The sequence below is a fragment of the Methylosinus sp. is20ea genome (assembly GCF_059718135.1).
This window is the reverse complement of sequence record NZ_AP046088.1, coordinates 3,865,080-3,889,927: the sequence shown is the minus strand read 5'-3', so window position 1 is coordinate 3,889,927 and position 24,848 is coordinate 3,865,080. Positions and strand designations below refer to the sequence as shown.

The following is a 24,848-nucleotide window of genomic DNA, read 5'->3' as shown; positions in this document are numbered from 1 at the left end:
TTCCCGGACCGATGGCGGAGCGGCTCTTCAGGCCTTCAGCGGGTCAGACATCTGGTCGCGAATTCGCGCCAACTCGTCCCGCTTGCGCGACCTTCCTGCTTGATCTTCATCCATTGCACGGCGCATTGGCGCATGCGCTCGCGTGACGCGCGCGGCAGCGACGGCGGCGGGACCGATGTGTCGAGCGGCGGCAGCTCGCGCGGCGCGGCCGGAGGCGTCTCGGGCGCTGGCTGCGGCGCGCGCTGCTCGGGCGGACGCCGCGGCGGCGCTGGCGCGCGCGGCGCGCGGCGGGCGGCGACATGCGGTTGCCGATCGCTCGACGGCGTGGGCTGAGGCGCTGCGGCGACAGCGGTCGCGAGCGCGCAGAGCGAGGCGATGATCGCCGCATATGCGCTCCGCTGACGAGAGGGAGCGCCGGGGTCTCGCGCGATCACTTCCGCCATCGGCTCCCAATGCTGCGTCGCCATCTCCGCCGACAAAAGCGCGGCGTCGGGCGTGACGACGGCTCTAGACCGGAACGCTGCGGGGCGTCAATGTTCGGAGGTTTCGCGGTCTTCCCATTGTGGCGAGCTACGTGTTAGGCACGTTCTATCGCGGCGCGCTGCTCGCGCGGCTGCGTTGCAGGTCGCCCGCAGAAGGACGCCCGCAGGAGGTCGCCCATGGAATCTCCCGGAAATAAATTCATCGCCTCGTCCGCACGGCTCACGCTCACATCGCGCCCGCGCCGCAATCGCAAGAGCGAATGGGCGCGCCGCCTCGTGCGGGAGACGCGGCTCTCCGCCGACGATCTGATCTGGCCGCTGTTTCTGCTCGACGGCGTGGGGCGTTGCGAGCCGATCGCATCGATGCCCGGCGTCTATCGTTATTCGATCGACACGGCGCTGGAGGCGATAGAGGAGGCGGCTTCGCTCGGCGTGCCGGCGATCGCGCTCTTTCCCAACACCGATCCGGCGTTGCGCGATCCGCACGGCTCCGCCGCGCTCGATTCGGAAAATCTCGTCTGCCTCGGCTGCCGCGCGATCAAGAAAGCCGTTCCCGACATAGGGATTATTACCGATGTCGCGCTCGATCCCTATACGAGCCACGGCCATGACGGGCTGCTCGTCGGCGACGAGATCGTCAATGACGAGACCGTCGCCGTGCTGGCGGCGCAGGCGGTCAATCAGGCGCGCGCCGGCGCCGACGTCATCGCCCCCTCGGATATGATGGACGGCCGCATCGGCGCAATCCGCGCCGCGCTCGACGCCGGAGGTTTCGAGAGCGTCCAGATCATGAGCTACGCCGCCAAATACGCCTCGGCCTTCTACGGGCCGTTCCGCGACGCCATCGGCACCAACAAGACTTTGCGCGGCGACAAGCGCACCTATCAGATGGACCCCGCCAACTCGGACGAGGCACTGCGCGAGGTGGCGCTCGATCTCGAGCAGGGCGCCGATATGGTGATGGTCAAGCCGGGCATGCCCTATCTCGACATTGTGCGGCGCGTCGTCGACGCCTTCCATGCGCCGACCTTCGCCTATCAGGTGTCGGGCGAATATTCGATGATCCAGGCGGCGGTCGCCAATGGCTGGCTCGACGGAGAGCGGGCGATGATGGAGAGCCTCACCGCCTTCAAGCGCGCGGGCGCGGCCGGCGTTCTCACTTATTACGCGCCGCGCGCCGCCGCTTTCCTGCGCCGAGGATAGTGGTCTGCTTCATCGGAGCTGAAGGGTTTTAAAAGAGCGAGCCTGACGGCTCGCGGTCCATGGGCGCGTTTGGACTGCGAGCCGTCAGGCTCGCTTCTCGAGACACGTCAATTCATCTGACGCGGACCACCAGGGCGTTTCCAGCCGAAGTGGACGCCCGCTCGGCGTTGGAAACGCGTCGAACGAAAGCCGTCGTCGCTTCGCTCGCGCGACGACGGCCGTTCGTCACCACACGGATTTCACCAGCGGCAGCTTCTGCTTCAGCCGCGTCAGCAGGTCCTTCAGGCTCTGGCGATTGTCCTTGTCGCAGAGCTGCGCGTCGAGATCGGCCTGCACCGATTGCGACAGCCACCAGCTCATCGACACTTTGGACATGGACAGCGTCTGACCCTTGAAGCGGGCGCAGGTCTTGTCGAGCAGCGGATCGTCGCCGCCGTCGGCGACGAGCACGGGCTGCACGCGCACGCCGATCTGGAAGAAGCTCGCGGTCATGTCGCCGGCGTAGCGGTCGGTGTCGGCGTTCATCTCGACGAGGCTGCGCTGGGCGAGCGCCGCCTGTTCCGCCGCATGGCCGGCGCGCGTCGCCAGCAGCGCGTCGACGGGCGTCGCGACGAGGCCGAAGAGATCGGACACGAAATTCACGCCCGTCGCGCCGAGCCGCGGCGTGCCCGCGGCGCGCGGCGGCAAGGAATTGTCGACCAGCGCGCCGACCGGATCATTCTGCACCCACAGGATCAGCGGCGTGATCCCTTGGCCCTTCAGCGCGCGCGCCACATCGAGCGCGGAGGCGAGGCCGGCATTGTCGAAATAGCCGCCGTCGACGATGCGGTCGCCATGGACGCCGTCGTCCTTGGCGCGCAGCGCGCCCGCCGGCGAGATCACGGGGAAGCGCGCGCTGAGCAGCGCCGCCGTCGACAGCAGAATGTCCGGACCGTTGCGCAGGGCCGCGACATCCTTGTCGCCTTGCGCCGCGGCCGGGCACATGTCGCCCCGCGGCGACTTGCAGGGCGTCGAGATCATCTCGAAGAAATCATAGGCCGCCGGATAGAGCGGCGCGCGCGAATTGGTGGCGGGGGCAGGGCGCGTCGAGATCAGATCGGTTCCGATGATGCGCGCGCCACTGTCCACGGACGTGCCGTTGAGCAGCAGCAGCGGCGCCCATTTGCCCGGCGGCGTCGCGCGCGCATAGCCCAAGCGGCGGCACATGCCCGTCGCGGCGCCGCTCGCGCAGGGCTCGCCGGTCTGGATCAGCTCGCCGGTCCAATAGTCTTTCTTATAGGCGGGGTTGGTCACGAAATCATAATGGCGCTCCCACGACTTCTCGAGCAGAGCGGCGCGATCCTCCATCCAGCTCTCGTCGCCGAAGAAAAATTTGCGCGGCGAGAAATTGTCGCGAAAGCCGAGGCCGACGACGGCCGGCGAGAGATAATCGCCGGAGACCAGCAATTGCAGGCAGTCGCGCCAGCTCGTCGTCGGGTCGCGGTGCTCGCTGGCGCCGACCCAGACGCGCGCCGTATTGACGCAGGGCGGCGTCGCGACGCCCTTCTCCGCAACGTCCGAGAGCGCGGCGCGGAAGATCGCCGAGCCGAAGGCGCCGCCGGAGACGCCGGAAAAAGCGAAGACGCGCCGTCCCGGCGAGGTCAACGCCGGCCCATCGCCGAGATCGCCGTCGCGATCGATCAAATGGCCGATGACCGTCGCCGCCATATAGGCCGCGCGGCTGGCGCCGCCTTCGGCCGCGACGATGAGCGCCGGCGGACATTCGTTCTCGGCGCAGCCATTGGCGGCCTTCCAATTTCGCACCGCTTCGGTGATGTCGATCTGCCGATCCGCCTTCGAAGGCGCGCCGGCGGCCTCGGGCAGCATGCGCACATCGTCGAGCCGCGTGTTGGCCGCCGTGATCGCGGCGGCGAACAGAAACGCGATCAAGAGCAGCGGCCTGCCTGTCTCATAGCCCTTGCGCACCAGCCAGCTCGCGCCGAGCACGAGGCTGCCGAGCAGAAAGGGAGCGATCAGCGCGCGCGGCGCATGGTCGGACAGAAAGAAAGGCCAGATCAGAGCCGAAACGAACACCGCCGTGGTGGCGTAGAGCGAGGCGTCGGTCAGCAGCTGCAGATTCATGCTCGCGCCGATGAATTTGGCGATGCGCTGACGCTTCACGACGAAGTAGACGAAAGCGGCGGCCGTCACGGCGTCGAGCGCCAGCAGCGCGTTGATCTGGTCGCGCGTCGCGGTCGCCTCGGGAAGAATGGCGGCGTTCTCGATCGAGGACTGCGCGCCCATGAGGCCGAGCGCGACGGCGACGAAAGGCGTGAGGCCGAGAAGGCGCGGCGTCCAGGCGATGACGCGCCCGAAACGTCGGCGCACATGGTCGCGGACCGAGCGAATGTCGTTGTCGCGCATCTCTATGCGGAGAAGATAGGGGATCATCCAGGCCGAATCGGCGTCCTCGAGCACGCGGCGCGCGCCGTAATGGACCGGGAAAGCCCAGACCAGGAAAACTGCCGCGAAAACCGAGAGCCAGTAATGCGCGCCGAACAGAAAGGCGTCGAAGGAGCGATCGGCGAAGAGATTTTGCGCCTGATCGACCAGTCCGAACAAAAGTAGGCCGGCGAGAGCGCTGGCGACGCTCACGCGGCAGGCCCAGAGAATGCGGCAGACCCAATAGAAGTCCGTTTTCCACTGCGGCGCGGGCGCCGTGACCTCGTCCTGATTCTCGGTTTTCGTCTCGAGCAATTGCGTCATGATGCGCTCCATCGAAAAATCTTGCCCGGACCTCTGCGGTCCGCCGGAAATCCGGTCTCGAAGTCTACGCTAGGCGCTGACGGTGACAAGACGGCCACGCCTGCGACCCGCGTCGTGCATGCGATGGCGCATCGGGTGTGGCGTCATTGGGTGTGGCGCCGTCGGGCGGCGTCGTCGGGGTGGACAAAGCGGCCGTCCCGTGGTTTGGCTGTGCGTGCGTCGCTTCGGGCCGCGTGCCCGCGGCGCCGCTTCTTCGACCCTCTCGCGACTGTCATCCACAATGTCCGGCCGCTCGACTCTGTTTGTGATCATTTCGTGTTGTCTTTGCGCTATATCCGCCGCGAGAGCGGATTTTCGCCTGTGCAACAACACGACGAACCGGGTGAGCGTGGCCTTGGCCTATACGGATGGACGCAACTGGCTGGCGGAAGGGTGGTGGAATTTGCGCTCCTCCGCCTGCGAGACTTTGTTGCGCGGACCGCTCGCGGCGCAGTACTACTACGTATATGCGATGGACGAGCGTGGCGGAGAATGGAAGGGCAAGGCGTTCATGTGCACGCGCGATCGCGAGTTCCGCATCGACGGGCGCGAGGATTGCTTCGCGCGTGGCTTCGACCGCACGGGCTTCTTCGAGATCGACACGGGGCGCGACGCCAAGAATTGGACGGTGCAGCTGACCGATCCGACGCCGTCCTCGACGCAGTGACGAGGGCGGCCGCGCGGCTCTGACAACACAGGATTGGGCGAAAAATGAGAAGGTTGCGGCGCGTGAAGATCATCGCGACGCTCGGTCCGGCGAGCGTCGAGAAGACCGTCGTGGCCGGCCTGTCGACGGCCGGCGCCGATGTGTTTCGGATCAATATGAGCCACACCGACCATGCCGGGCTCGCCGCCTATGTGCGCATGATCCGCGAGATCGAGGCCGAGACCGGCCGCGCCATCGGCATATTGGTCGATCTGCAGGGCCCCAAGCTCCGCATCGGCGCTTTCGCCGACGGGCCGGTGCATTTGCGCAAGGGCGATCATTTCGTGCTCGACGCCGACACGACGCCGGGCGACGCGGCGCGCGTGCAGCTTCCGCATCCGGAAATCCTGCAGGCGCTGAAAGTCGGCGACTCGATCCTCATCGACGACGGCAAGGTTCGTTTGCATGTGGTCGAGACGTCGGACGTCATGGCCCGCGCCGTCGTCGACATCGGCGGCCGCGTCTCCAACCGCAAGGGCGTGAGCCTGCCCGACACCGACATTCCGATCACCTCCATGACGCCGAAGGATCGCGCCGATCTCGACGCGGCGCTGATCGAGGGCGTCGATTGGGTGGCGATCTCCTTCGTGCAGCGGGCCGAGGACGTGCTCGAGGTCAAGCAGGTGGTCGGCTCGCGCGCGCTGGTCATGGCCAAGATCGAGAAGCCGCAGGCCATCGCCCGGCTGGACGAGATCATAGAGGTGGCCGATGCGCTGATGGTGGCGCGCGGCGATCTCGGCGTCGAAGTGCCGCTCGAGAAGGTGCCGAGCCTGCAAAAGCGCATCACCCGCGCGGCGCGGCGGCTCGGCAAGCCGGTCGTCGTGGCGACGCAAATGCTCGAATCGATGATTTTGGCCCCGCTGCCGACCCGCGCCGAGGTGTCGGACGTGGCGACGGCCGTCTATGAGGGCGCCGACGCGGTCATGCTCTCGGCCGAGAGCGCCGCGGGCCAATATCCGATCGAGGCCGTGGCCACGATGAGCCGCATCGCCGAGGAGGTCGAGAGCGACGGCGTCTATCGCTCTATCCTCAACGCCCAGCGCAATGCGCCGCCCAATCCCACCGCCGCCGACGCCATCGCCGTCGCCGCGCGCGACGTCGCCGAGACGCTCGACTCCATGGCGATTTGCGCCTGGACGGCCTCCGGCGCGACGGCGCTGCGCATCGCCCGCGAGCGGCCGCGCCCGCCGATCCTGGCGCTGACGCCCAATCGCGACACGGCGCGCCGGCTGGCGCTGGTCTGGGGCGTGCATTCGCTCGAGACTCAGGATGCGCGCGACGTCGAGGACATGGTCGACCGCGCCTGCGTCAATTCCCTCGGCGAGGGTTTCGCGTTTCCGGGCGACCGCATCATCATCGTCGCCGGAATGCCCTTCGGCTCGCCGGGCGCCACCAATATGGTCCGGCTCGCGCTGGTCGGAGAAAAAGGCGGCGCCTAGAGCGCTTTCCGATCGAACGGAACCGTTCGATCGATCAGAATTCGCTCCAATGAAAGAATGCTGGAGCGCTCAGGGGCCCGCCTTGGCGGCCGACGACCATTCCATGATCAGCGTCGGCCGTCCCGAGAGGCTCGGCCCGCCATTGGCGACGCGCACAAATCCTTCGCGCTCATAGAAAGCGACCGCGCGCTCATTGTCCTGATTGACGTCGAGCCGCAGCCGCGCCGGCGAGAGGCTGCGCGCCGCCTCGATCAGAGCCTCCGCCGCGCCGGAGCCGAAACGTTCGGGACGCACGCAGAGCTGGTCGAGCCAATGCGTGGCCGGATCGATGGTGACGAAGCCGACGAGCGCGCGGCCGGCTCCTTCTAGCAGGAGCAGCGTGCGCGCGCCGCCGCACTCCAGCTGGACGATATGATTCTTCAGCCAGTCGCGGCGCGCCTCGAAATCGATCTCCGCATAGGTCCGCCGCCAGGCTGCGACCCAGAGGTCGAGCAGCTCGGCCCAGTCCGAATCGCGGCGGGCGACGATGCGCGGGCTCGATATCGGGCTGCGGTCGTCCACGCTCAGGCCTTGCGGACAGTGTCGAGCAAGAGCCGATGGATCGCCTCATTGCCGGCGCAGATCGCGCCTTTCGGCAGCATGTCGCCGCCGCCTTCGAGATCGGTGACGAAACCGCCGGCTTCCCGCACCAGCACGATTCCGGCCGCAATGTCCCAGGGCTTGATGCCGCGCTCCCAATAGCCGTCGCTGCGGCCGGCTGCGACAAAGGCGAGATCCAGCGCGGCGGCGCCGAGCCGGCGAACATTGCCGGTCTTGGCCATCACGGCGGCGAGCTCGGTCTGGAAGCGGGCGTGGCGGTCCAGCGCGGCGAGGGGAGGGATGCCGCAGGCCACGAGCGAGTCGGTCAGCGATTTGCGCGAGGCGACGCGCATGCGCCGATTGTTGAAATAGGCGCCCTGGCCCTTCTCGGCGACGAACATGTCGTCGGTCGCCGGATTATAGACGACGCCGGCGACGAGCTGGCCCTCCCGCTCGAGCCCGATCGAGACCGCGAAAATCGGGATGCCGTGCAGGAAGTTGGAGGTCCCGTCGAGCGGATCGATATGCCAGGTGTGGGTCTTGTCGCTGCCCTCGACCGCGCCGCCTTCCTCCATCAGGAAGCTGTAGCCCGGACGGGCGCGCGACAGTTCCTCGAACACGACCTTTTCGGCGCGCCGGTCGGCGGCGGTGACGAAATCGCCGGGGCCCTTGACGGACACCTGCAGATTCTCGACCTCGCCGAAGTCGCGCTTCAGGCTGCGCCCTGCCTTTATAGCCGCGGCAGTCATGACGTTCATCAAAGCGGATCGGATCATGGAGTCCTGGGGAAAATCGCATGGGAGGGGGCGAGGGCTTCAAATGACAGGCAGGCGGCGGGCGCGTCAAGCATTCACTGCGCATCCGCCGCCCCGGCCTTAACCGCCGATAAACCCTGACGAGGACGCGCGTCGCGGCCTTCACCGTTTCGAAAGCGCCGTTTCGCCAGAGTGTGGCCTTGGCGTCCCGCTCATGGAGACTATTCCCATGCCGTTCGATCCTGTGGACATCGTCGAGACGAGCGCGCGCCGATCCGCCGCGGTCGCTGGCCGGAACGGTTCGGTCCCGAAGCGAGCCGGCTCGCGCGCGCTTTCCGGCCGACCGACGCCCTCCAGAGGACAATTGCTGCGCGTCGGTCTGCTGCTGGCGATCGCCGCGCTCTGCGCCGGCGTGCTGAAGGCGGGCCTCGGACGCACGGTCGCCGGCGCCGACCGCACGGCCTTCCCGCTGACCTCCAGCGGCACTGTAAGAGCTTGATCCAAAGCACTATGCTAGAACCATTTTCATGGATGTCGCCGCGCGCTGGAGGCGGATTTTGCGGCGATCTTCGAGCGATGGTTAAAGCAGGCCGATAAAACGCGATATTTCATTTGCTTAAAGCAGTCGGTTAATCTTCTTCATCAACATCGGCCGCGCCGCGACCGGCAGGCTCTCGGGGCGTCGGGAGTGGGCCTCACACCGCGACCTCGGGTGTATTACGTACGGAATCAGAGATTAAGGTTAAGCAAAACCTAATAAGGCGCGCCCCGAAATTTTGCGTTACATAGGGACCTATCGGAACGGCGTGACCCAATCGCGGCGTTCGAGCGTTCGAGAGCGTCGTATCATGGGGCAAGCGTCGGATTCGGTGGAAATCATTCAGACTCCGGTCTCCTTCGCGGAGAAGCTGGCCGGGTCGGAGGCCTTCGGGGCCATGTTTCGCGAGGGCATGGCGCTGGTCGAGGAGGCGGCCGCTTATCTCGATGGGGCCGGCCGTGACGACGCCAAGGCGCTGCCACGCCCGGAATCTCTCGCCTATGCGGCCGAGAGCATGCGGCTGACGACCCGGCTGATGCAGATCGCATCCTGGCTGCTGTTGCAGCGGGCGGTCAATCAGGGGGAAATCACCAGGGCCCAGGCCGCGAGCGACAAGCATAAGGTGCGGCTGTCGCAGCAGGAGCTCGCGTCCAATCCGGACGTTTTTGCGCATCTCCCGCAAAAGCTGCGCGATCTCGCCATTCACTCGCTGCGCCTGCAGGCGCGGGTGATTCATCTCGATCAGCTGATCTATGGATCGGATGCGGGCTATGCTCCGACTCAGTCGGAGAGCCCCGTCGAGGCGCAGCTACAGAGGCTGCGCAACGCCTTCGCTCCGGGCCTCTGAGGCAAATCCTCGAAGCGCCAAGAGACAGAGCGACAGGCCGCCGAGCGACAGATCAAAAAAAGCCGCGCTGGAGCGCGGCTTTTTTTTGGCGCCGGGAAAGGCTGGCCCGGCTTACTTCTTGCCGAAGGACAGATTGCCGAAGCGCGAGTTGAAGCGCGACAGGCGGCCGCCACGGTCGAGCAGCTGCGCCGAACCGCCGGTCCAGGCCGGATGCGTCTTGGGGTCGATGTCGAGATTGAGCGTGTCGCCCTCGGAGCCCCAGGTCGAGCGGGTGAAATACTCCGATCCGTCGGTCATCACGACCCTGATCGTGTGATAGTCGGGATGGATTTCTTTCTTCATCGTCTTTCCTCGAACTGAGAGCCGCCTCGAAATGAGAGCCGCGCCGACGCCGGCGTTTGGCGGCGCTCATAGCGCATGGCGCGCAAAGGAGCAAGGTCGCGCGCGCCGCGCATCGTCACGCGGCGGCGCGATCAGGCGGCGAGCAGACGCTGCACCTCATTGACGAGGTCCTTGAGATGAAAGGGCTTGGAGAGGATTTTCGCCTGCCGGGGAGCCTGATTGTCCGGATTGAGGGCGACCGCCGCAAAACCCGTGATGAACATGACTTTTATGTCCGGATCGAGCTCTGTCGCCCGCCGAGCCAGCTCTATGCCGTCCATCTCCGGCATGACGATGTCGGTGAGCAGCAGCTCGAAAGGCTCGACGCGGAGCTGATCATAGGCGGAGAGGCCGTTGTCGAAGGACGTCACGGCGAATCCGGCCGTCTGCAGCGCGCGCACCAGAAAGCGGCGCATGTCGGTGTCGTCTTCCGCCAGCAGGATTTTCGCGGCAATCTTGTCGGTCATATCGCTCCTCGCATGTTCTATGACATAAGGGGGCAGTTTGGTAAAAATCGGGTGAAAATAAGGACCCGCTCACGCCGGCGGGCGAAATTCTGGCCCTTGTTTCGCATGAACGGAAATTTTCGGGAATATGCGCGCCGAAGAGACTATGCTGCTGGTCCGCGATATTCTCTCCGCGATATTCTCTCGAGGGGGCGAAATGAGAGTGAGATCGATGAGGTCCGGACGATGACCGACGACGAGCGGGCCGAGAGCCCGCGGCCCGCCGATCCCGAGCTCCATGTTCCGTTCGAGCTGGTCGAGCCCGCCGAGCTCTCGTCGCCGCTGGTTTTCTCGTCGCCTCACTCGGGCGACATCTATCCGGCGAGCTTCCTCGCCAGCTCGCGTCTCGATATTTCGAGCCTGCGCCGTTCCGAGGACGCGCATGTGCACGATCTCTTCGCCCTCGCGCCGGCGCTCGGCGCGCCGCTGCTCAAGGCGCATTTTCCCCGCGCTTTTCTCGATTTGAACCGCGAGCCCTATGAGCTCGACCCCCGCATGTTCGAGGATGCGCTGCCCGAATTCGTCAACACACGCTCGCTGCGCGTGGCGGCGGGCCTCGGCACCATTCCCCGCGTCGTCGCCGATGCGCGCGAGATCTATTCCGGCCGGCTGCGCGTCGCCGAGGCGCTGCAGCGCATCGACAGCCTGCACAAGCCCTATCACGCGGCCCTGCGCTCTTTGATGGAGCGGGCGCGCCGCCGCTTCGGCGTGGCGCTGCTCGTCGACTGCCACTCCATGCCCTCCAATGTCGCCAAGGAGAGCGCCGCCGGGCGCGATAAGCGCAAGCCGGATTTCGTGCTCGGCGACCGTTTCGGCGCGAGCTGCTCATCCGATGTCGTCGACGCGATAGAGGCGCGGCTGCGGCAATGGGGCTATCATGTGCAGCGCAATCGGCCCTATGCAGGGGGCTATATCACCGAGCATTACGGCAAGCCCGGCGCCGGCTGGCATGCGGTGCAGATCGAGATCTCGCGAAATCTCTATATGAACGAGGCCGATCTGCGCCGAAGCATCGACTTCGATCTGCTGGCCTCGAGGCTCGGCGAGATCGTGCGGCTGCTGGCGCAGCTCGTCGGCCCGCGCGAGCAGCGCGCCGCCGCCGAATAATATCAGCGCCCGGAGAGGCAATGACCGCCGTCGATTTCGAGAAATTCGTCGAACGCCTCGCCGACGCCTCAGGCGAGGCGATTCTGCCCTTTTTCCGCACCAGCCTCGCCGCCGAGGACAAATCCCCCGGCGGCGCTTTCGATCCGGTGACGGAGGCCGACCGCGCCGCCGAGACCGCCATGCGCAGGCTCATCGAGCGGACCTTTCCCGATCACGGGATCATCGGCGAGGAGTTCGGCAATGTCCGCGCGGACGCCGAATATGTCTGGGTGCTCGATCCCATCGACGGCACCAAGAGCTTTATTTGCGGCCTGCCGCTATGGGGCACGCTCATCGGCCTCCAGCATCGCGGCCGGCCCTGCTACGGGCTGATGCACCAGCCCTTCACGCGCGAGCGCTTCTCCGGCGATGGCGAGGCCGCCTATTGGCGCGGGCCCGCCCGCCACCATCACCCCGAATCGGGATGGAAAGCGTCGCCGCCGCCGGCCGAGGATCGCCGCAAGCTGCAGACACGTCCCTGCGCCTCGCTCGCCGAGGCGACTTTGATGACGACCTCGCCGCGACTCATCGACGAGCGGCGGCGCGACGATTTCTTCCGCGTGGAGGCGCAGACGCGGCTCTCGCGCTATGGCGGCGACTGCTACGCCTATTGCGCGCTCGCCGCCGGCCATGTCGATCTCGTGATCGAGACCAATCTCAATCCTTACGACATTGTCGCGCTGATCCCGATCGTCGAAGGCGCGGGCGGGATCGTCACCACTTGGGACGGCGGCCCAGCGGCGCTGGGCGGCGCGATCATCGCCGCCGGCGACAAGCGCGTGCATGAGGCGGCGATGCGGGAGCTGGCCGCGGGATGACCGCATCCTCCCCCGCTTGACCTCGCTTTCGCGAGACGCCACCCTCCGCGCGCCGTTCCCTCGAGACGAGAGGTCTCGCCATGCGACATATTTTGCGCCTTTGCCTTTTTGCCCTCCTTTCGACCTTCGCCGTCAGCGCGCTTGCCCAGGCGCCGCAGCCGGCGGCGCCAACCGCCAAGCCAGCCAAGAGCGCGCCCGCCAAGCCAGTCGCGCCGGCGCCGGAGCCCGCCAAGGAGCCCGCCGCCGCCAAACCTGCCGAGCTGCTCGACATAAATTCGGCGACGAAGGAGCAGCTCGACGCGCTTCCCGGCATAGGCGAGGCGCGTTCCGTGGCGATCATCAAGGGACGGCCCTATAAGGGCAAGGACGAGCTCTATCAGAAGAACATCCTACCCAAAGGCGTCTATGAGAAGATCAAGGACAAGATCATCGCCAAGCAGAAGTGAGCGCGCGCGTCATGCGCGGCGTCGTCCTTGATCGCATTCTCGGATAGGCTGCCGATCGACGAGGTTCTGCCGCGCGTGACCGCGGCGCTCGGCGAGGCGGGCAATCTCGTCGTCGTCGCGCCGCCCGGCGCCGGCAAGACGACGCGCATCCCACTCGCTCTGCTGGACGCCGATTGGGCGAAGGGTGGCAAGATCATTTTGCTGGAGCCGCGCCGCCTCGCCGCGCGCGCCGCCGCCGCGCGCATGGCCGCGACCTTGCGCGAATCCGTCGGCGACACGATCGGCCTGCGCATGCGGCTCGAATCCAAAGTGTCCGCCCGGACGCGCGTGGAGGTCGTCACCGAGGGCGTCTTCGCGCGCATGATCCTCGACGATCCCATGTTGGAGGGGATCGCCGCGGTTCTCTTCGATGAATTCCACGAGCGCTCGCTCGACGCCGATGTCGGGCTCGCGCTGGCGCTCGATGCGCAGGCGGGGCTGCGCGATGATCTGCGCATCGTCGCAATGTCGGCGACGCTCGACGGCGCGCGCGTCGCCGGCCTCATGCGCGGCGCGGAGATCGTCGAGAGCGAGGGCCGCGCCTTTCCGGTGGAGACGCGCTACCTCGGCCGCGATTCCAACGAGCGATTGGAGGAGGCGATCGTCCGCGCCGTCTCCCGCGCGCTGGCGGAGGAGAAGGGCTCGCTTCTCGTCTTCCTGCCGGGGCAGGGCGAGATACAGCGCGTCGCCAATCTGCTCGCCGAGCGGCGCCTGCCCGCCGATGTCGATGTCGCGCCGCTGTTCGGCGCGATGGACCGCAAGGAGCAGGACCTCGCCGTCGCGCCGGCCGCGCCGGGACGACGCAAGGTCACGCTCGCCACATCGATCGCCGAGACATCGCTGACGATCGAAGGCGTGCGCGTCGTCATCGATTGCGGCCTCTCGCGCGTCGCGCGTTTCGAGCCCGATCTCGGCCTCACGCGGCTCGAGACGGTGCGCGCCGCGCGGGCCAGCGTCGATCAGCGTCGGGGCAGGGCGGGGCGCACCGAGCCGGGCGTGTGCTACCGCCTGTGGGACGAGGCCGCGACCGCCTCGCTTCCCGCCTTCGCGGCGCCGGAAATTCTCGCCGCGGACCTTTCCGCTCTCGCGCTCGATCTGCGCTCTTGGGGGCTCGACGACCCGAACAAGCTCGCCTGGCTCGATCCGCCGCCGGCGCCGGCCTGGAAGGAGGCGGTCGCGCTGCTGCGCGAGCTCGGCGCGCTGGACGAGACGGGCGCGCTCACCGCCACGGGCCGCGCGATCCGCGCTCTGCCGCTCGCGCCGCGCCTCGCCCGCATGATCCTCGAGGCGGCGCGCCATGGCGAGGCGGAGCGGGCCGCCGATCTCGCCCTGCTGCTCTCCGAACGCGGGCTCGGGGGAACATCCTGCGATCTCTCCGAGCGCCTCGATCGCTTCCGGTCGGACAATTCGCGTCGCGCGCGCGACGCGCAGCGGCTTTCGGCCGGCTGGGCGTCGCGGGCGAAAGCCTCCGCCGCGCGCGAGCCGGAGGCCGATCTCTCCGATGGCGCGCTGGTCGCCATGGCCTATCCCGATCGCATCGCCAAGGCCCGCGGCGCGGACGGCGAATTTCTGATGGCCAATGGCCGCGCCGCCGCCGTGCAGCCGCACGACCGTCTCGCCCGAGCGCCGTTTCTGGCGATCGCCGAAATCACCGGCCGCGCGGCGCAGGCGCGCATTCTCGCGGCCTGCGCGCTCTCGGCGGAAGAGGTGGAGAGCATCGGCGTCGATCGCATCGAGACGCGAGACGAGACCGTCTTCGACGCGCAGAGCGCGAGCCTGCGGCGGCGGCGCTTTCGGCTGCACGGCGCGATCCGCCTCGCCGAGCAGAATCTCTCGGTGGAAGCGAGCGAGGACAGCGCGGCCATTCTCGCCCGCGGCGCCGCCGGCCTCGGAATCTCCCGTCTGCCCTGGAGCAAGGCGCAGGCGCAATTGCGCGACCGCGTCGCTTTTCTGCGCCGCGCCGAGAGCGACGACTCCTGGCCGGATGTGAGCGACGAAGGATTGGCGAAAAACGTCGAGGATTGGCTCGCGCCTTTCATCCTCGGCCGCGCGAGCCTCGCCGCGATCACGGCGGAGGATCTCGACGCCGCGCTCGCGGCGTTGCTGCCTTACGAATTGACGCGGCGGCTCGACCGGGAGGCGCCGGCCTTTTTCGAGACTCCCGCCGGCTCGCGACATGCGCTCGACTATTCGGCGGCGAACGGCCCGCTGCTGTCGGTGCGGGCGCAGGAACTGTTCGGTCTCCAGGCGCATCCGACGCTCGCCAAGGGCCGCGTTCCCTTGACGCTGGAGCTCTTGTCCCCGGCGCATCGGCCCATTCAGACGACGCGCGATCTGCCGGGCTTTTGGGCCGGCTCCTGGGCCGAGGTGAAGCGCGAGATGAAGGGCCGCTATCCACGCCATCCCTGGCCCGACGACCCCGCCGGCGCCGCGCCGACGACGCGGGCGAAGCCGCGGGGGACGTGAATCGCCAACCGCGTCACGCGACGTCTTCGAGTCGGTCGGCGATGAACTGATTGATGCTTTCGCCGGCCTTGGCGGCCTGTTCCGCTATGCGCCTGTGAAGCTCCGGCGAAATTCTCAGCGACAGCGTGCCGGAATAGGGCTTCTCCGGCTCGACGCCGCGCTCCGCGCACCAGTCTCGATAATCGTCGATCGTCTCGGCGAAGGCCCGGCGCAGTTCCTCTATGTCCCGGCCGGCGAAGTGGAGCGTCGCGCGCGCATTGACGACGACGCCGTTCATGAGAGCGTCGCCTTCTTCATAGGAGACCTCGGCGATATAGCCGTCATGTTTCAGGATCATGGCTTTACTCCCGCGCTCTCGAGGAAGCGGCGAACGGCGACGATTGCTCCCTTGTCGGTTTCCGGCTGCGGATGCGGGCGATGGAAAACCGCCTCGGCGCCGCCGAACGAGAAGCGGACGCGGGAGCCGCGCCCCTCGGAACGCTCGGCCCCGAGCGCGACCAGAAGGCTCTCGATCTCCGCCCATCGCAGGCCCGAAGGGACGGGACGGGCGAAAATCGCCTCAAATGTGCGTCGATGCTTCGCGTTCATGCTAATTTGATACCATCATATGGTAGCATTCGCCAGACGTCAATCGAAGACGATCGCGCGCCGCGCCGACCACGCATTAGAAATGTGGCCTCGCTCAGAGGCTTGATCCTGCGCGCCGCCGCGACAGGTACTCGCCTCCAGCAAGGAATCTCGCCAATGACCGAGGTTCAGACGCTCGCGGAATTCGTCGAACGAGCGCGGCTCGAGGAGATGAGCGAGGCCGCGCTGCGGCAGCTGAAAATCCGCGTTCTCGACACGATCGGCGTCGCCATAGGGGCGCTCGACGCGCCGCCTATCGCGGCGATCCGTGAGCTGACGCGCGAGCTCGGCGGCGCGCCGCTCTCGACGCTCATCGGCGGCGGCCAGACGGCGCCGGATCGCGCCGCCTTCTATAATGGCGCGCTGTCCCGATATCTCGATTTCATGGACAGCTATCTCGCCCCGGGCGAGACCTGCCACCCTTCCGACAATCTCGGCGCTGTTCTCGCCGCTGCAGAATCCCGCAACGCCAGCGGCGCGGAATTTTTGACGGCGCTCGCGGTCGCCTATCAAATTCATACGCGGCTCAGCGATGTCGCGCCGGTCCGGGCGAAGGGGTTCGATCATACGGTGCAGGGCGCCTATGCCGCCGCCGCCGGCGTCGCCAAGGCGCTTCGGCTCTCGCGCGAGAAGATCGCGAACGCCATCGCCATCAGCGGAACCGCCAATAATGCGCTGCGCGTGACGCGCACCGGCGCGCTCTCGCATTGGAAGGGCCTCGCCTATCCCAATACCGCAATGGCGGCGACCCATGCGGCGCTGCTCGCGGCGCATGGGATCACCGGGCCGGCGGAAGTCTTCGAAGGCAATAAGGGCTTCAAGGAAGCGATCGCCGGCGCTTTCGAGATCGACTGGCTGCGCGAGGATCTCGAGAGCGTCACGCGCACCATCGTGAAGAAGCACAATGCCGAGATCCATTCGCAATCGGCGCTCGACGCGGCGATCTACATTCGCGCGCGGCCGGGCTTTTCCGCGGCGGCGGTGCGGGAGGCGCGGCTCGAGACTTTCGCGGTCGCCTTTCAGATCATCGGCGGCGGCGAGGAGGGCGACAAGCGCCTCGTGCGCAATAAGGAGGAGGCCGACCACAGCCTTCCCTATATGCTCGCCGTCGCGCTGATCGACGGCGAGGTGCAGCCGGAGCAATATGCGCCGCGGCGCATATTGGCCGAGGATGCGCAGACGCTGCTGCGCAAGGTGAGCGTCGCGCCTTCGGCCGAGTTGTCGGCGCTGTTTCCGAAATGGCTGCCGGCGCGGCTCGCGATCGAGCTCGAGGATGGGCGTCTGCTCGCCTGCTCGCGCGACGATTATCACGGCTTCTACACCGATCCTTTCGATTGGGAGGCGGCGCGGCGCAAATTCGACCGCGTGTCGCGCGCGAAGACGAGCGCGGCCGAGCGTGACGCCATCGCCGATGTGGTCGAGACGCTGGAGCGTCGGCAGGTCGCGGAGCTGACCACGCTGCTCGGGCGGATCGGCGGATCGGCGCAGGGGGAACGACGAATGCGAGCCTGAAGGCTCGCGGTCCAGAGACCTCATTGGACCGCGAGCCTTCAGGCTCACACTCGAGCACGCTAGGTGAACGCCATGGCCGAGACCACATTCTCCTTCATTCCGCGCGCCACTCGCACGGCGAAGCCGCGCCAGCGCGGGCTCACGGAAATCCGCGGGCCCTATTACAGCGCCTATGGGCGGCGTCATCTTTCAGACCTCTTCGAGACGATGGGCGCCTGGATCGACGGCGTGAAATATGCCGGCGGCTCCTTCGCGCTGATGCCGCCCGAGGCGGTGAAGACATTCAACAAGACTGTCCACGACCATGGCGCCTATGTCTCGACCGGCGGCTGGATCGAGAATGTGCTGCGCTTCGGCCCCGACGCCGCCGCCCGCTATATCGAGGAGGCGAAATCGCTCGGCTTCGACGTGGTCGAGATTTCGGCGGGCTTCGTCAGCCTGCCGATCGAGAGCATGTTGCGGCTGGTGCGCATGGTGAAGAAGGCGGGGCTGAAGGCCAAGCCAGAGGTCGGTATTCAATTCGGCGCGGGCGGCGACACTTCCGCGGCGGAGTTGGAGGCGGAGGGGACGCGCGACGTCTCCTGGCTCATCGCGCAGGCCGAGCGCGCGCTCGACGCCGGCGCCGACATCATCATGATCGAGAGCGAAGGGATCACCGAGAATGTGACGCGCTGGCGCACCGATGTCGCGGCGCGCGTCATCGACAAGCTCGGCCTCGAGAAAGTGATGTTCGAGGCCGCCGATCCGCCGGTGTTCGAATGGTACGTGAAGAATTACGGCAATGAGGTCAATCTATTCGTCGACCACAGCCAGATCGTGCAATTGGAGGCGCTGCGCCAGGGCATATGGGGCACGAAGAGCACTTGGGGGCGCATTCAGAATATCGGCGCGTGATCAGGCCGGCCCGGCGCGGAAGGTCCACAGGCGATTGCCGAGATAGGACCAGAAGAAGACGACGCCCGTGGTGACGATCTGCGCCGGCAGATAGGGCGCGCCCATCCTGTCGACGAAAAGGCCCATGAAGCCATAGGTGAGGCAGAAGCCGACCAAGGCGACGAGGGCGAAGCGCCATGTCGTCTCCTCATGCGGCCGGTCGCTCGCGAATGTGTGTCGGCGATTGAGGTAATAGGAGACCACCCCGCCGGAGAGATAGCCGGCGAGCGCGCCCGGCACGGGCGCCCAGGCGGCGAGCTCCACCAGGCCGACGAGCACGGCGTAATGAAGGGTCGTCGCGACGACGCCCACCAGTGCGAAGACGGAGAGCTGGCGGGGGAGCGGCATGCCGAGACAATCGCATGTTTCACGCTCCCGCGCGAGAGGGCTGCGCCCGCGCCTACTGACGCAGAACCAACCTTCCGGCTCCCGCTTCGATATGGGACAGCCGCGACAGGAAGGTCATGCCGAGCAGGCTCGCCCCGAGCGCGCCGCGCTCGGCGACATAGGCGTCGACGTCGCGCAGCGCGACCTGGCCGAGACGCGCCTCGCGCAGCTTCACGCGCGCCATATGGGCGACGCCATTGGCGGTCTGGGCAGGATATTTGAAATCGGCGGGCGCCGGCAGATAGCCGATCGCGGCGGCGTCCTCATAGGAGAGGACCACAGTGCTCGCGCCCGTGTCCACCAGCATGCGCACGCGCTGGCCTTCGATTTCGACATTGGCGGAATATTGGCCGAGACGATCGGCGACGACGGTCGCCTCGCCGAGCGTGGCGCTCGGCGCCGTGGGGGCGACGAGCGCATAGCCGCGCATCGGAGCCGCATATTCCGCCTGATGGCGGTAGGGCGAGGTCTTGGCCTGGACCTGGGAGAGAACGTGGACGAGCGATTGAGACGCAACAAGCGTGAAAAACGCGCCGCCAATGGCGGTTCGGAGGATAGAGCCGGACATCGACATGGTCCCTTGATGCCGGCGACACACCGCCGGCTACGGAAGGCAGAGTAGCGGGGGGACCCTGATTAATACTTAAGGCGATTTCCGAAACTCTCGCCTGTCACGATAAAGCTGTCGGCGCTTCTCGGATCAGCGTTTCTCGGTTCAGCGTTTCTTGGAAAGGCTGTGCTGCTCCAGGGCGGCCTCCGGCTCGGGCGTCGGATCGCGGATCGAGGGCGCCGAGCCGAAGCCCGCGCTCACCACATGCACGAGGGCGGTCCGCACATCCCAGCCGTGATCCGTCAGCGCGATGTCGTAGCAGGCCCGCGGCTCGCCTATGTCGGACGCCTTGCCGGCCTTCGCCAGAACGGACAGCACCTTGGCTTTTGTCTGCGGATTGTCGACGAGCGTGGCGAGGCCCCGGTCCTGCAGGTGGCGATCGGTGCTGAAATCGTCGATCATCGATGTGGTCGCCTTGTCGAATTCGCAGAGATTGGTGAGCAGGCCGACCTGCAGCAGCCGCAGCGCCATGCGCGGCTCGAGCGCGTTCAAATCGCGGGAGACGCGCCGCTTGTCCTTCGTGTCGAGCCGCTCGAACAGATCGGGCGGCACGCGCTTTTCGATCGTCGCTTCGCCGAAATCGAGCTTGACGCCGGCGATCTCGGCCCCGCGCAGTCCGCCGAAGCGGTCGGCGAGGGTGGAGAGGCCGTTGCCGATGGCGTCGGCGTTGACGATGGCGAAGCCGATCGCCAGGACGAGGCCGAGCGTCGCGATCAGGCTTTTCAGCGCGGCGAGCGCGTCCTGCAATCCTTTGATGTCCATTTCGCCTCCGAAAATGCAAATAGTAATCTGTCTCGATGATAGCGGACGTCGACCGGCTTCGCCATTCGGGCCCTGCGGATGCGAATGCGCCATTCGCCGTGGGCGGGGCCGACGCGGCTTCGCGCGCCGTTTGCGAACCGCGTCGGCATTCGCTTAAGTAATTTGTCTGATTTGATGTTTCTGCGGCGGGCCGGAAAAATGACGGCCTTCGTTCCGAAGCGATCGCCACAGGAGGCGTCGCGCTCCCACAGACGGTTTGGACGAGAAATCTTGACTCGATCTCATTGCTAAACTATCAACGAATTGTTTCACGCGATGAGGCGTCGCCTCATAGATTGATGAATTCGGGGGCTATTCATGGGAACGGCGACGATTTCGTACACTATTCCGGCGAGCGCGATCGGCGTCCCTGCGAATACCCAAATCGACGTGACGCTCAATTTGACTTATAGCGACACGCTCAACGGGGACGGATCATACACCGTCACCAACGCCACCGGGACATATAAGGTCGGCGGCACGACCTACCAGATCAATGGCGTTGTCGACCCGGCCAGCCCCGCCGGCTTGGCGGAAGGGTCGGACAATCATTTCTGGCCGGCGCAAAATGGGCCGAACGGCGCCTATGTCAATTTCAACGGGATCAATTTCATCACCAATGATCCGACCGCGAACGGCAATAGGTTCGTCAACGGCTACACGGGTCCGAACGTCGATTTCTATTACGATAGCGCCAGGGGCGCCTATCTCCAGGACACGAACGCCGGCGCCGGCTTCGTGAATGCGAACAGTGTTTCTGTGACCATCACCTGTTTTGCGGCGGGAACGCTGATCCGTACGCCGCGCGGCGACGTCGCCATCGAGGAATTGCGCGTCGGCGATCTCGTCCTGACGGCGCAGGGCAGGGAACGTCCGATCGTGTGGATGGGTCATCGGATGATCGACTGCGCGCCGCGCGCGACGCCGCGCGACGCTTGGCCGGTGCGCATCGCGGCGGGCGCCTTCGCGGAAAATCGTCCGGAACGCGATCTGTATGTCTCGCCGGCTCACGCGATATGCGTCGATTTCCTCGGCGAGGTGCTGGTTTGCGCGACCGATCTGGTCAATGGCGCGACGATCACGCGCGTTCCGACCGAGGTCGCCGATTATTGGCACATCGAGCTCGAGAGCCATGACATTCTGATCGCGAACGGCCTGCCGGCGGAAAGCTACAGCGCGACGGGCGAGCGCAGCGCTTTCTCTGAAAGCTACGGCGAGGCGCGCGTCGAGCATCTGTCCGAACCGGATTTCTGCCGGCCTTTCGCTTCGAAGCTCGTCGTCGCGGCGGTGCGCATGCGGCTCGAGGCGCGGGCCGAGCGTCTCGGCTATACACGCGACTTCGACGCCGATTTGCGGCTCGTGGCGGATGGAGTCGAATATCGGCCGCTGCTGGCCGATGGTTCGGCGGTGTTTCTGTTCCCGAGGACGGCGCGGGACATTCGCCTGCTGTCCTCGAGCTTCGTGCCCGCCGATGTCGGCTCTCATCGGGACAGCCGGCGGCTCGGGATTTCGATCTACGGCCTCTCGGCCTCGGACGGGCGAACCGCGACGCAGATTCCGCTCGATCATCCTCAACTCGCCTCCTGCTTTCACGCCGAGGAGGAGTTGGAAGGGGCCGCCTGGCGCTGGACCATAGGCGAGGAAGCGATGATGCTGCCGTCATCGCTCTTCGAGCAGTTCTCGGGCTCCCATGTCGCGCTCACCCTCGCTTACGAGTCGACTGTTCGGCGCGGATGGGCGACGCCTGCGCCGCATGAGGAAAAGAGTGAGCCGGCGATGCAACGCAGGCTCTATGCGGTCCCGAGCGAGGCGTCGGCCGCGCGCGCGGCCTGAGTCAGCGCCGCATAGGTCGGGCCGACGAGGAGCTCGGCGAGCTCGGCGAAAGGGGCCGCCGCGGCGCGCTTGATCGCCGAGTCTTCTTGGAAAGCAACCGAAGGATTTTTGGAGTTGCTTCCGAGGATCGCCGCCATCGCCGCTCTCGACGTATCGTCGAGCGCGAGGCCGAAATGCGCCGGCAGGCGATCGAATAGCGCCGAGGGCAGGTCGTGATAGTCGAGGATGAGGCTCTGGCCCGGGCGATGGGCGGCCAACGCCGCTCGCCCGAAGGCCGCCATCACGCGGCAGAGATAGACTTCATTGGTCATGTCGTCGATGTCTTCGGGCGCTAGCCCGAGGAGCCGCGGCGGGATGTTTCCCTTCGTCGTGTCGACGCCGCCGGATGTGCGCTGGGAGGCGAGAATCTCCAGCGGATGACGAAACAGGAAGACCCACGGCGTTTTCGGGAAGACCTCCAGAATCAGCGGAAGATCGAGCACGTCCGCCGCGAAGAATTTCACGAAGACATGCTTCTCTTCGGAAAAGCGCCTTTGTGCGAAGGCGTTGACGATCCCCGCGAGCCAAGTGGCCTGCTGCTGACGCGTCGCGGGGCCGAAGCGATCCGCCTGCAGAATGTTGCGGATGGGCGATGCTTCCGAGACGACGATATTGGCGGGATCCGCTGCGAGCGCTCGGCCGAGCAGCGTCGAGCCGCAGCGCGACATATGAAAGACGAAGCCCGTGGGCGCGAGACCCGGCGGAACGAGATCGAGATCCGCCGCCAGAGTGCGTCTCTGGAACAATTGATTGAACGGCTGGGTGAAGGCCCGCGCGATCGTTTCGTAGTAGAAGGGCTCGGTGAAGCGCCGCGATCCGTGATGGCACCAATCGACGATCATCTGATCGCCGAGCCATGCGGCGCGATAGGGCGTCCAGCCGATGAAATCGCGCGCGGTCATAGCACCGCCGCCCAGGGCGACAGCCAGAGGCGCTGGCCGACGCGGAGCGCCGCGACGACATCCTCCGCGTCGAAGACGAACCCCTCTTCCGCGCCCGCTGCGACGACATTGTGGACGAAAGCATCCATGTCCTCGAGCGGCCGCAGACGCGCCACGAGATCGGCGCGTCCGGCGACAAAGAGACGAAACTCTTGCAAGGCTTGCGGGTTCTGCATTCGGGCGTCTTTCTAAGCGGCGATGAAAAGCGCCTCGAGCCAGTCGTTGACGCCGACGTCGAGAACGAGATGGACGCGCGCGCGTAGTCCGCGATTGACGACGTTGTGCGGATCGGAGAGCCGCAGATACCAGCAGCTTCCCGCCTCCATCGCCACGGGGAGGCCGTTGAGCGTGAAAATCACCTCGTCACTGGTGATGATCGGAATATGGAGCCGCGCGACGCCCTGCGCGAAGTCGAGATCGAAGTCGCGATGTTCCTTGATGGTCGAGCCCGGGCCGAGACGCATCAGGCGAACCGAGAGCAAAGGGCAGGCGAAATGCTTCAAGACCCTTTCGCAGGCTGGAAACAGTCGCAGAAACGACGTGTCCGCGAACTCGCGGCACAGCGGATCGGAATAGATCATCGTGATCGGATGCGTCGCGCCCGCCTTGGCGCGCAGCGGGATGACGCTCCAATCGCCGTCGTAATGCTCCGGCACGAAATGGGCGATCCACTCCTCCGCTCGCGTCGCGATCTCCCGCGCGAGCGATTCGGCGTCGAAGCGAAGCGGCAGCCGCAGGCGGTCCGGCAGGTCGAGCATTGCTTGGTGCGGTCCCGTCATTCGAAGCGCGCGAATATTTCACGGCCGCGCTGGCGCGCCGCCGAGGGGAGGAGCGGCGAACTCGGCGTCCCCGCGCAATTCCCAGACGATCTGTAGCTCGGTTCGGGCGACGGGCGTGAAGCCGAGGCGGTGAAAGAGCCTGTTTGCGTCCACGTTTTGCAGGAAGGAATGGAAACGAGCCAGAACGCCCGCCGCGCGCGCCTTGCAGACGAGCTCCCGAAGAAGACGCGCGCCAATGCCGCGGTTTCGCCATTCCGGCATGATCGCCAGATCGACGATATGCAGCGCCTCTGCGCTGCGCTCGACGACGAGGCGGCCGATGGGCTGTTCCTCGATCTCCAATATCTCGTGACGCGCCTGCGGAAATTGCGCGCGATAACCTGCGGTCTGACCCTGGAATTGCTGCCGTAGCAGAATATCGCGGACGGACGGGTCGAGAAACGCGAAATCCTCGCCGGGCGGACGCGATCGACAGAAGAGGTCGAAACGAAACGCTGCGTCGGCAGGCGTCTCGTTCCGGCGGCGCAGGAGTATTTCGCCTGCGCCGTGGGTTTCGTCTGCTCGCGCGGTCAAGGCCGGCCCTCAGTTGCGGGACGGGAAAACGCCTTGCAGAGCGATGATGTAATTGATGACGGTGAAGGGGTTCAGCACCGAAAACGGCTGGCTGCCGCCCACTTGCGAGATCATCGACGTCGCCATGGTGACGGCCGTGCCGGCATTGGCGGGTCCATAGAGGTTGGTCGCGGCTTTGCCCGCGCCGATCTCGGCGAGAAAAGAGCCGGCGGGGCTGGGCACGCTCGCGGCGGTCGCCTGCGCGCTGACCAGATGCGAATGCGTGGGCATTTGCGTGGTCGTCAACGTCGTGCTTTCGACGCCGGCCATTTCGCCCAGCGTATAGGGGGCCAATCCGGGTCCCTGGCCCTGGCCGACGATGGCGCGGCCGCGCAGGTCGGGCAAAGCGAAAGTCGTCTGTCCATTGCCGCCATAGGTCGTGCCGAGGATGGAGAAGAGCGCGGTGTTCGACGCTATGCTGAGGAGCTGTCCCTGGCAGAGCGCCCATCCTCTCGGCGCGAAATTTCCACCGAACGCGACGATCATTCCGATAAACGGCTCGGACATATATTTTCTCCACGAGTGAAAAAAAGACCAATAGCGCTCCTTGCTTATCCTATCGCGAAGAATAAGTCCACGGCGCCGGTCGAGGCGTCGAGCGCGCGGCGATCGCAGCAGCGCCGGCGCGCCGCGCCGCGA

General features: G+C 66.2%; 28 protein-coding genes. 12 read left to right on the top strand and 16 right to left on the bottom strand.

Features of this window, described 5'->3' with window-relative positions; translation table 11 throughout:
* Positions 1–35: 35 nt before the first annotated feature.
* Positions 36–467: a hypothetical protein gene (locus AC6IY7_RS18155; RefSeq protein ID WP_497780794.1), complete on the bottom strand. Its 432-nt coding sequence runs from the start codon at positions 465–467 to the stop codon at positions 36–38.
* A gap of 192 nt (positions 468–659) precedes the next feature.
* Between AC6IY7_RS18155 and hemB the strand changes: the two genes are divergently transcribed.
* Positions 660–1,685 carry a porphobilinogen synthase gene (hemB, locus tag AC6IY7_RS18150; protein ID WP_497780793.1) on the top strand — a complete coding sequence of 342 codons (1,026 nt, stop codon included), beginning with the start codon at positions 660–662 and terminating at the stop codon, positions 1,683–1,685.
* A 225-nt stretch (positions 1,686–1,910) separates the two neighbouring features.
* Here hemB and AC6IY7_RS18145 read toward each other — a convergent pair whose 3' ends face one another.
* Complete coding sequence (locus AC6IY7_RS18145; protein ID WP_497780792.1) at positions 1,911–4,430, bottom strand: hypothetical protein; 2,520 nt, start codon at positions 4,428–4,430, stop codon at positions 1,911–1,913.
* Positions 4,431–4,812: 382 nt separating this feature from the next.
* On the opposite strand from AC6IY7_RS18145, the gene AC6IY7_RS18140 reads away from it, so the two are divergent.
* Entirely contained in the window at positions 4,813–5,136 is a 324-nt protein-coding gene (locus AC6IY7_RS18140) for a DUF1036 domain-containing protein (protein ID WP_497780791.1), read from the top strand.
* Between the two features lie 44 nt (positions 5,137–5,180).
* Positions 5,181–6,614 (top strand): pyruvate kinase, encoded by a 1,434-nt coding sequence (gene pyk, locus AC6IY7_RS18135; RefSeq protein ID WP_497780790.1) that lies wholly within the window; start codon positions 5,181–5,183, stop codon positions 6,612–6,614.
* Positions 6,615–6,683: 69 nt separating this feature from the next.
* On the opposite strand, the gene AC6IY7_RS18130 is transcribed toward pyk, so the two are convergent.
* Positions 6,684–7,175, bottom strand: a complete 492-nt coding sequence (locus AC6IY7_RS18130) for a GNAT family N-acetyltransferase (RefSeq protein WP_497780789.1) — start codon at positions 7,173–7,175, stop codon at positions 6,684–6,686.
* 2 nt (positions 7,176–7,177) lie between these two features.
* Positions 7,178–7,969 (bottom strand): inositol monophosphatase family protein, encoded by a 792-nt coding sequence (locus AC6IY7_RS18125; protein WP_497780788.1) that lies wholly within the window; start codon positions 7,967–7,969, stop codon positions 7,178–7,180.
* Positions 7,970–8,177: 208 nt separating this feature from the next.
* On the opposite strand from AC6IY7_RS18125, the gene AC6IY7_RS18120 reads away from it, so the two are divergent.
* Positions 8,178–8,447: a hypothetical protein gene (locus AC6IY7_RS18120; protein WP_497780787.1), complete on the top strand. Its 270-nt coding sequence runs from the start codon at positions 8,178–8,180 to the stop codon at positions 8,445–8,447.
* Positions 8,448–8,796: 349 nt separating this feature from the next.
* Positions 8,797–9,333 (top strand): protease adaptor protein RcdA, encoded by a 537-nt coding sequence (rcdA, locus tag AC6IY7_RS18115; protein WP_497780786.1) that lies wholly within the window; start codon positions 8,797–8,799, stop codon positions 9,331–9,333.
* A gap of 111 nt (positions 9,334–9,444) precedes the next feature.
* Here rcdA and rpmE read toward each other — a convergent pair whose 3' ends face one another.
* Together rpmE and cpdR are read right to left on the bottom strand one after the other, a co-directional pair.
* A complete protein-coding gene (rpmE, locus tag AC6IY7_RS18110; RefSeq protein ID WP_497780785.1) occupies positions 9,445–9,675 on the bottom strand; it encodes a 50S ribosomal protein L31 in 231 nt (76 codons plus the stop codon).
* A gap of 131 nt (positions 9,676–9,806) precedes the next feature.
* Positions 9,807–10,181 carry a cell cycle two-component system response regulator CpdR gene (cpdR, locus tag AC6IY7_RS18105; RefSeq protein WP_018265194.1) on the bottom strand — a complete coding sequence of 125 codons (375 nt, stop codon included), beginning with the start codon at positions 10,179–10,181 and terminating at the stop codon, positions 9,807–9,809.
* 225 nt (positions 10,182–10,406) lie between these two features.
* Between cpdR and AC6IY7_RS18100 the strand changes: the two genes are divergently transcribed.
* From AC6IY7_RS18100 to hrpB, 4 genes are all read left to right on the top strand, one after another.
* Positions 10,407–11,327, top strand: a complete 921-nt coding sequence (locus AC6IY7_RS18100; RefSeq protein WP_497780784.1) for an N-formylglutamate amidohydrolase — start codon at positions 10,407–10,409, stop codon at positions 11,325–11,327.
* Positions 11,328–11,347: 20 nt separating this feature from the next.
* Positions 11,348–12,184, top strand: coding sequence for a histidinol-phosphatase (hisN, locus tag AC6IY7_RS18095; RefSeq protein ID WP_497780783.1), 837 nt, complete (start codon positions 11,348–11,350; stop codon positions 12,182–12,184).
* Between the two features lie 80 nt (positions 12,185–12,264).
* On the top strand, positions 12,265–12,630 hold the full coding sequence (locus AC6IY7_RS18090; protein WP_497780781.1) for a ComEA family DNA-binding protein: 366 nt from the start codon (positions 12,265–12,267) through the stop codon (positions 12,628–12,630).
* Between the two features lie 27 nt (positions 12,631–12,657).
* Positions 12,658–15,135: an ATP-dependent helicase HrpB gene (gene hrpB / locus AC6IY7_RS18085; RefSeq protein ID WP_497780780.1), complete on the top strand. Its 2,478-nt coding sequence runs from the start codon at positions 12,658–12,660 to the stop codon at positions 15,133–15,135.
* 13 nt (positions 15,136–15,148) lie between these two features.
* On the opposite strand, the gene AC6IY7_RS18080 is transcribed toward hrpB, so the two are convergent.
* Positions 15,149–15,472: a type II toxin-antitoxin system HicB family antitoxin gene (locus AC6IY7_RS18080; protein WP_497780779.1), complete on the bottom strand. Its 324-nt coding sequence runs from the start codon at positions 15,470–15,472 to the stop codon at positions 15,149–15,151.
* Positions 15,469–15,723 carry a type II toxin-antitoxin system HicA family toxin gene (locus AC6IY7_RS18075; RefSeq protein WP_497780778.1) on the bottom strand — a complete coding sequence of 85 codons (255 nt, stop codon included), beginning with the start codon at positions 15,721–15,723 and terminating at the stop codon, positions 15,469–15,471. Before AC6IY7_RS18075 ends, AC6IY7_RS18080 begins: the two co-directional genes overlap by 4 nt.
* Positions 15,724–15,879: 156 nt before the next feature.
* Here AC6IY7_RS18075 and AC6IY7_RS18070 point away from each other — a divergent pair, with 156 nt between their 5' ends.
* Positions 15,880–17,274 carry an MmgE/PrpD family protein gene (locus tag AC6IY7_RS18070; protein ID WP_497780777.1) on the top strand — a complete coding sequence of 465 codons (1,395 nt, stop codon included), beginning with the start codon at positions 15,880–15,882 and terminating at the stop codon, positions 17,272–17,274.
* Positions 17,275–17,346: 72 nt separating this feature from the next.
* Positions 17,347–18,168: a phosphosulfolactate synthase gene (locus AC6IY7_RS18065; protein ID WP_497780776.1), complete on the top strand. Its 822-nt coding sequence runs from the start codon at positions 17,347–17,349 to the stop codon at positions 18,166–18,168.
* Here AC6IY7_RS18065 and AC6IY7_RS18060 read toward each other — a convergent pair whose 3' ends face one another.
* From AC6IY7_RS18060 to AC6IY7_RS18050, 3 genes are all read right to left on the bottom strand, one after another.
* Positions 18,169–18,555 carry a GtrA family protein gene (locus AC6IY7_RS18060; protein ID WP_497780775.1) on the bottom strand — a complete coding sequence of 129 codons (387 nt, stop codon included), beginning with the start codon at positions 18,553–18,555 and terminating at the stop codon, positions 18,169–18,171.
* Between the two features lie 52 nt (positions 18,556–18,607).
* Positions 18,608–19,162, bottom strand: a complete 555-nt coding sequence (locus AC6IY7_RS18055) for a retropepsin-like aspartic protease family protein (RefSeq protein ID WP_497780774.1) — start codon at positions 19,160–19,162, stop codon at positions 18,608–18,610.
* A gap of 147 nt (positions 19,163–19,309) precedes the next feature.
* The gene (locus tag AC6IY7_RS18050) at positions 19,310–19,966 is read right to left on the bottom strand and encodes a nucleoside hydrolase (protein ID WP_497780773.1); all 657 of its coding nucleotides are present in this window, start codon (positions 19,964–19,966) and stop codon (positions 19,310–19,312) included.
* Between the two features lie 429 nt (positions 19,967–20,395).
* Here AC6IY7_RS18050 and AC6IY7_RS18045 point away from each other — a divergent pair, with 429 nt between their 5' ends.
* Positions 20,396–21,838: a Hint domain-containing protein gene (locus AC6IY7_RS18045; protein ID WP_497780772.1), complete on the top strand. Its 1,443-nt coding sequence runs from the start codon at positions 20,396–20,398 to the stop codon at positions 21,836–21,838.
* On the opposite strand, the gene AC6IY7_RS18040 is transcribed toward AC6IY7_RS18045, so the two are convergent.
* From AC6IY7_RS18040 to AC6IY7_RS18020, 5 genes are read right to left on the bottom strand one after another with little or no spacing between them, the layout of a single operon-like run.
* Entirely contained in the window at positions 21,796–22,779 is a 984-nt protein-coding gene (locus AC6IY7_RS18040; RefSeq protein ID WP_497780771.1) for a sulfotransferase family protein, read from the bottom strand. The genes AC6IY7_RS18045 and AC6IY7_RS18040 overlap by 43 nt on opposite strands.
* Positions 22,776–22,994, bottom strand: a complete 219-nt coding sequence (locus AC6IY7_RS18035; protein WP_497780770.1) for a hypothetical protein — start codon at positions 22,992–22,994, stop codon at positions 22,776–22,778. The genes AC6IY7_RS18040 and AC6IY7_RS18035 overlap by 4 nt, the downstream gene beginning before the upstream one ends.
* Before the next feature lie 12 nt (positions 22,995–23,006).
* On the bottom strand, positions 23,007–23,597 hold the full coding sequence (locus AC6IY7_RS18030) for an aspartyl/asparaginyl beta-hydroxylase domain-containing protein (RefSeq protein WP_497780769.1): 591 nt from the start codon (positions 23,595–23,597) through the stop codon (positions 23,007–23,009).
* An 18-nt stretch (positions 23,598–23,615) separates the two neighbouring features.
* On the bottom strand, positions 23,616–24,170 hold the full coding sequence (locus tag AC6IY7_RS18025; RefSeq protein WP_497780768.1) for a GNAT family N-acetyltransferase: 555 nt from the start codon (positions 24,168–24,170) through the stop codon (positions 23,616–23,618).
* A gap of 9 nt (positions 24,171–24,179) precedes the next feature.
* Positions 24,180–24,716 carry a phage tail protein gene (locus AC6IY7_RS18020; RefSeq protein WP_497780767.1) on the bottom strand — a complete coding sequence of 179 codons (537 nt, stop codon included), beginning with the start codon at positions 24,714–24,716 and terminating at the stop codon, positions 24,180–24,182.
* Positions 24,717–24,848 lie beyond the last annotated feature (132 nt).

Excerpts from the sequence above, each read along its gene's own strand:
- AC6IY7_RS18155 (WP_497780794.1), bottom strand. The coding sequence starts at position 467 with ATGGCGACGCAGCATTGGGAGCCGATGGCGGAAGTGATCGCGCGAGAC.
- hemB (WP_497780793.1), top strand. The coding sequence starts at position 660 with ATGGAATCTCCCGGAAATAAATTCATCGCCTCGTCCGCACGGCTCACG.
- AC6IY7_RS18145 (WP_497780792.1), bottom strand. The coding sequence starts at position 4,430 with ATGACGCAATTGCTCGAGACGAAAACCGAGAATCAGGACGAGGTCACG.
- pyk (WP_497780790.1), top strand. The coding sequence starts at position 5,181 with ATGAGAAGGTTGCGGCGCGTGAAGATCATCGCGACGCTCGGTCCGGCG.
- AC6IY7_RS18125 (WP_497780788.1), bottom strand. The coding sequence starts at position 7,969 with ATGATCCGATCCGCTTTGATGAACGTCATGACTGCCGCGGCTATAAAG.
- AC6IY7_RS18120 (WP_497780787.1), top strand. The coding sequence starts at position 8,178 with ATGCCGTTCGATCCTGTGGACATCGTCGAGACGAGCGCGCGCCGATCC.
- rcdA (WP_497780786.1), top strand. The coding sequence starts at position 8,797 with ATGGGGCAAGCGTCGGATTCGGTGGAAATCATTCAGACTCCGGTCTCC.
- rpmE (WP_497780785.1), bottom strand. The coding sequence starts at position 9,675 with ATGAAGAAAGAAATCCATCCCGACTATCACACGATCAGGGTCGTGATG.
- cpdR (WP_018265194.1), bottom strand. The coding sequence starts at position 10,181 with ATGACCGACAAGATTGCCGCGAAAATCCTGCTGGCGGAAGACGACACC.
- AC6IY7_RS18100 (WP_497780784.1), top strand. The coding sequence starts at position 10,407 with ATGACCGACGACGAGCGGGCCGAGAGCCCGCGGCCCGCCGATCCCGAG.
- hisN (WP_497780783.1), top strand. The coding sequence starts at position 11,348 with ATGACCGCCGTCGATTTCGAGAAATTCGTCGAACGCCTCGCCGACGCC.
- AC6IY7_RS18090 (WP_497780781.1), top strand. The coding sequence starts at position 12,265 with ATGCGACATATTTTGCGCCTTTGCCTTTTTGCCCTCCTTTCGACCTTC.
- AC6IY7_RS18080 (WP_497780779.1), bottom strand. The coding sequence starts at position 15,472 with ATGATCCTGAAACATGACGGCTATATCGCCGAGGTCTCCTATGAAGAA.
- AC6IY7_RS18075 (WP_497780778.1), bottom strand. The coding sequence starts at position 15,723 with ATGAACGCGAAGCATCGACGCACATTTGAGGCGATTTTCGCCCGTCCC.
- AC6IY7_RS18070 (WP_497780777.1), top strand. The coding sequence starts at position 15,880 with ATGACCGAGGTTCAGACGCTCGCGGAATTCGTCGAACGAGCGCGGCTC.
- AC6IY7_RS18065 (WP_497780776.1), top strand. The coding sequence starts at position 17,347 with ATGGCCGAGACCACATTCTCCTTCATTCCGCGCGCCACTCGCACGGCG.
- AC6IY7_RS18060 (WP_497780775.1), bottom strand. The coding sequence starts at position 18,555 with ATGCCGCTCCCCCGCCAGCTCTCCGTCTTCGCACTGGTGGGCGTCGTC.
- AC6IY7_RS18055 (WP_497780774.1), bottom strand. The coding sequence starts at position 19,162 with ATGTCCGGCTCTATCCTCCGAACCGCCATTGGCGGCGCGTTTTTCACG.
- AC6IY7_RS18050 (WP_497780773.1), bottom strand. The coding sequence starts at position 19,966 with ATGGACATCAAAGGATTGCAGGACGCGCTCGCCGCGCTGAAAAGCCTG.
- AC6IY7_RS18040 (WP_497780771.1), bottom strand. The coding sequence starts at position 22,779 with ATGACCGCGCGCGATTTCATCGGCTGGACGCCCTATCGCGCCGCATGG.
- AC6IY7_RS18035 (WP_497780770.1), bottom strand. The coding sequence starts at position 22,994 with ATGCAGAACCCGCAAGCCTTGCAAGAGTTTCGTCTCTTTGTCGCCGGA.
- AC6IY7_RS18030 (WP_497780769.1), bottom strand. The coding sequence starts at position 23,597 with ATGACGGGACCGCACCAAGCAATGCTCGACCTGCCGGACCGCCTGCGG.
- AC6IY7_RS18020 (WP_497780767.1), bottom strand. The coding sequence starts at position 24,716 with ATGTCCGAGCCGTTTATCGGAATGATCGTCGCGTTCGGTGGAAATTTC.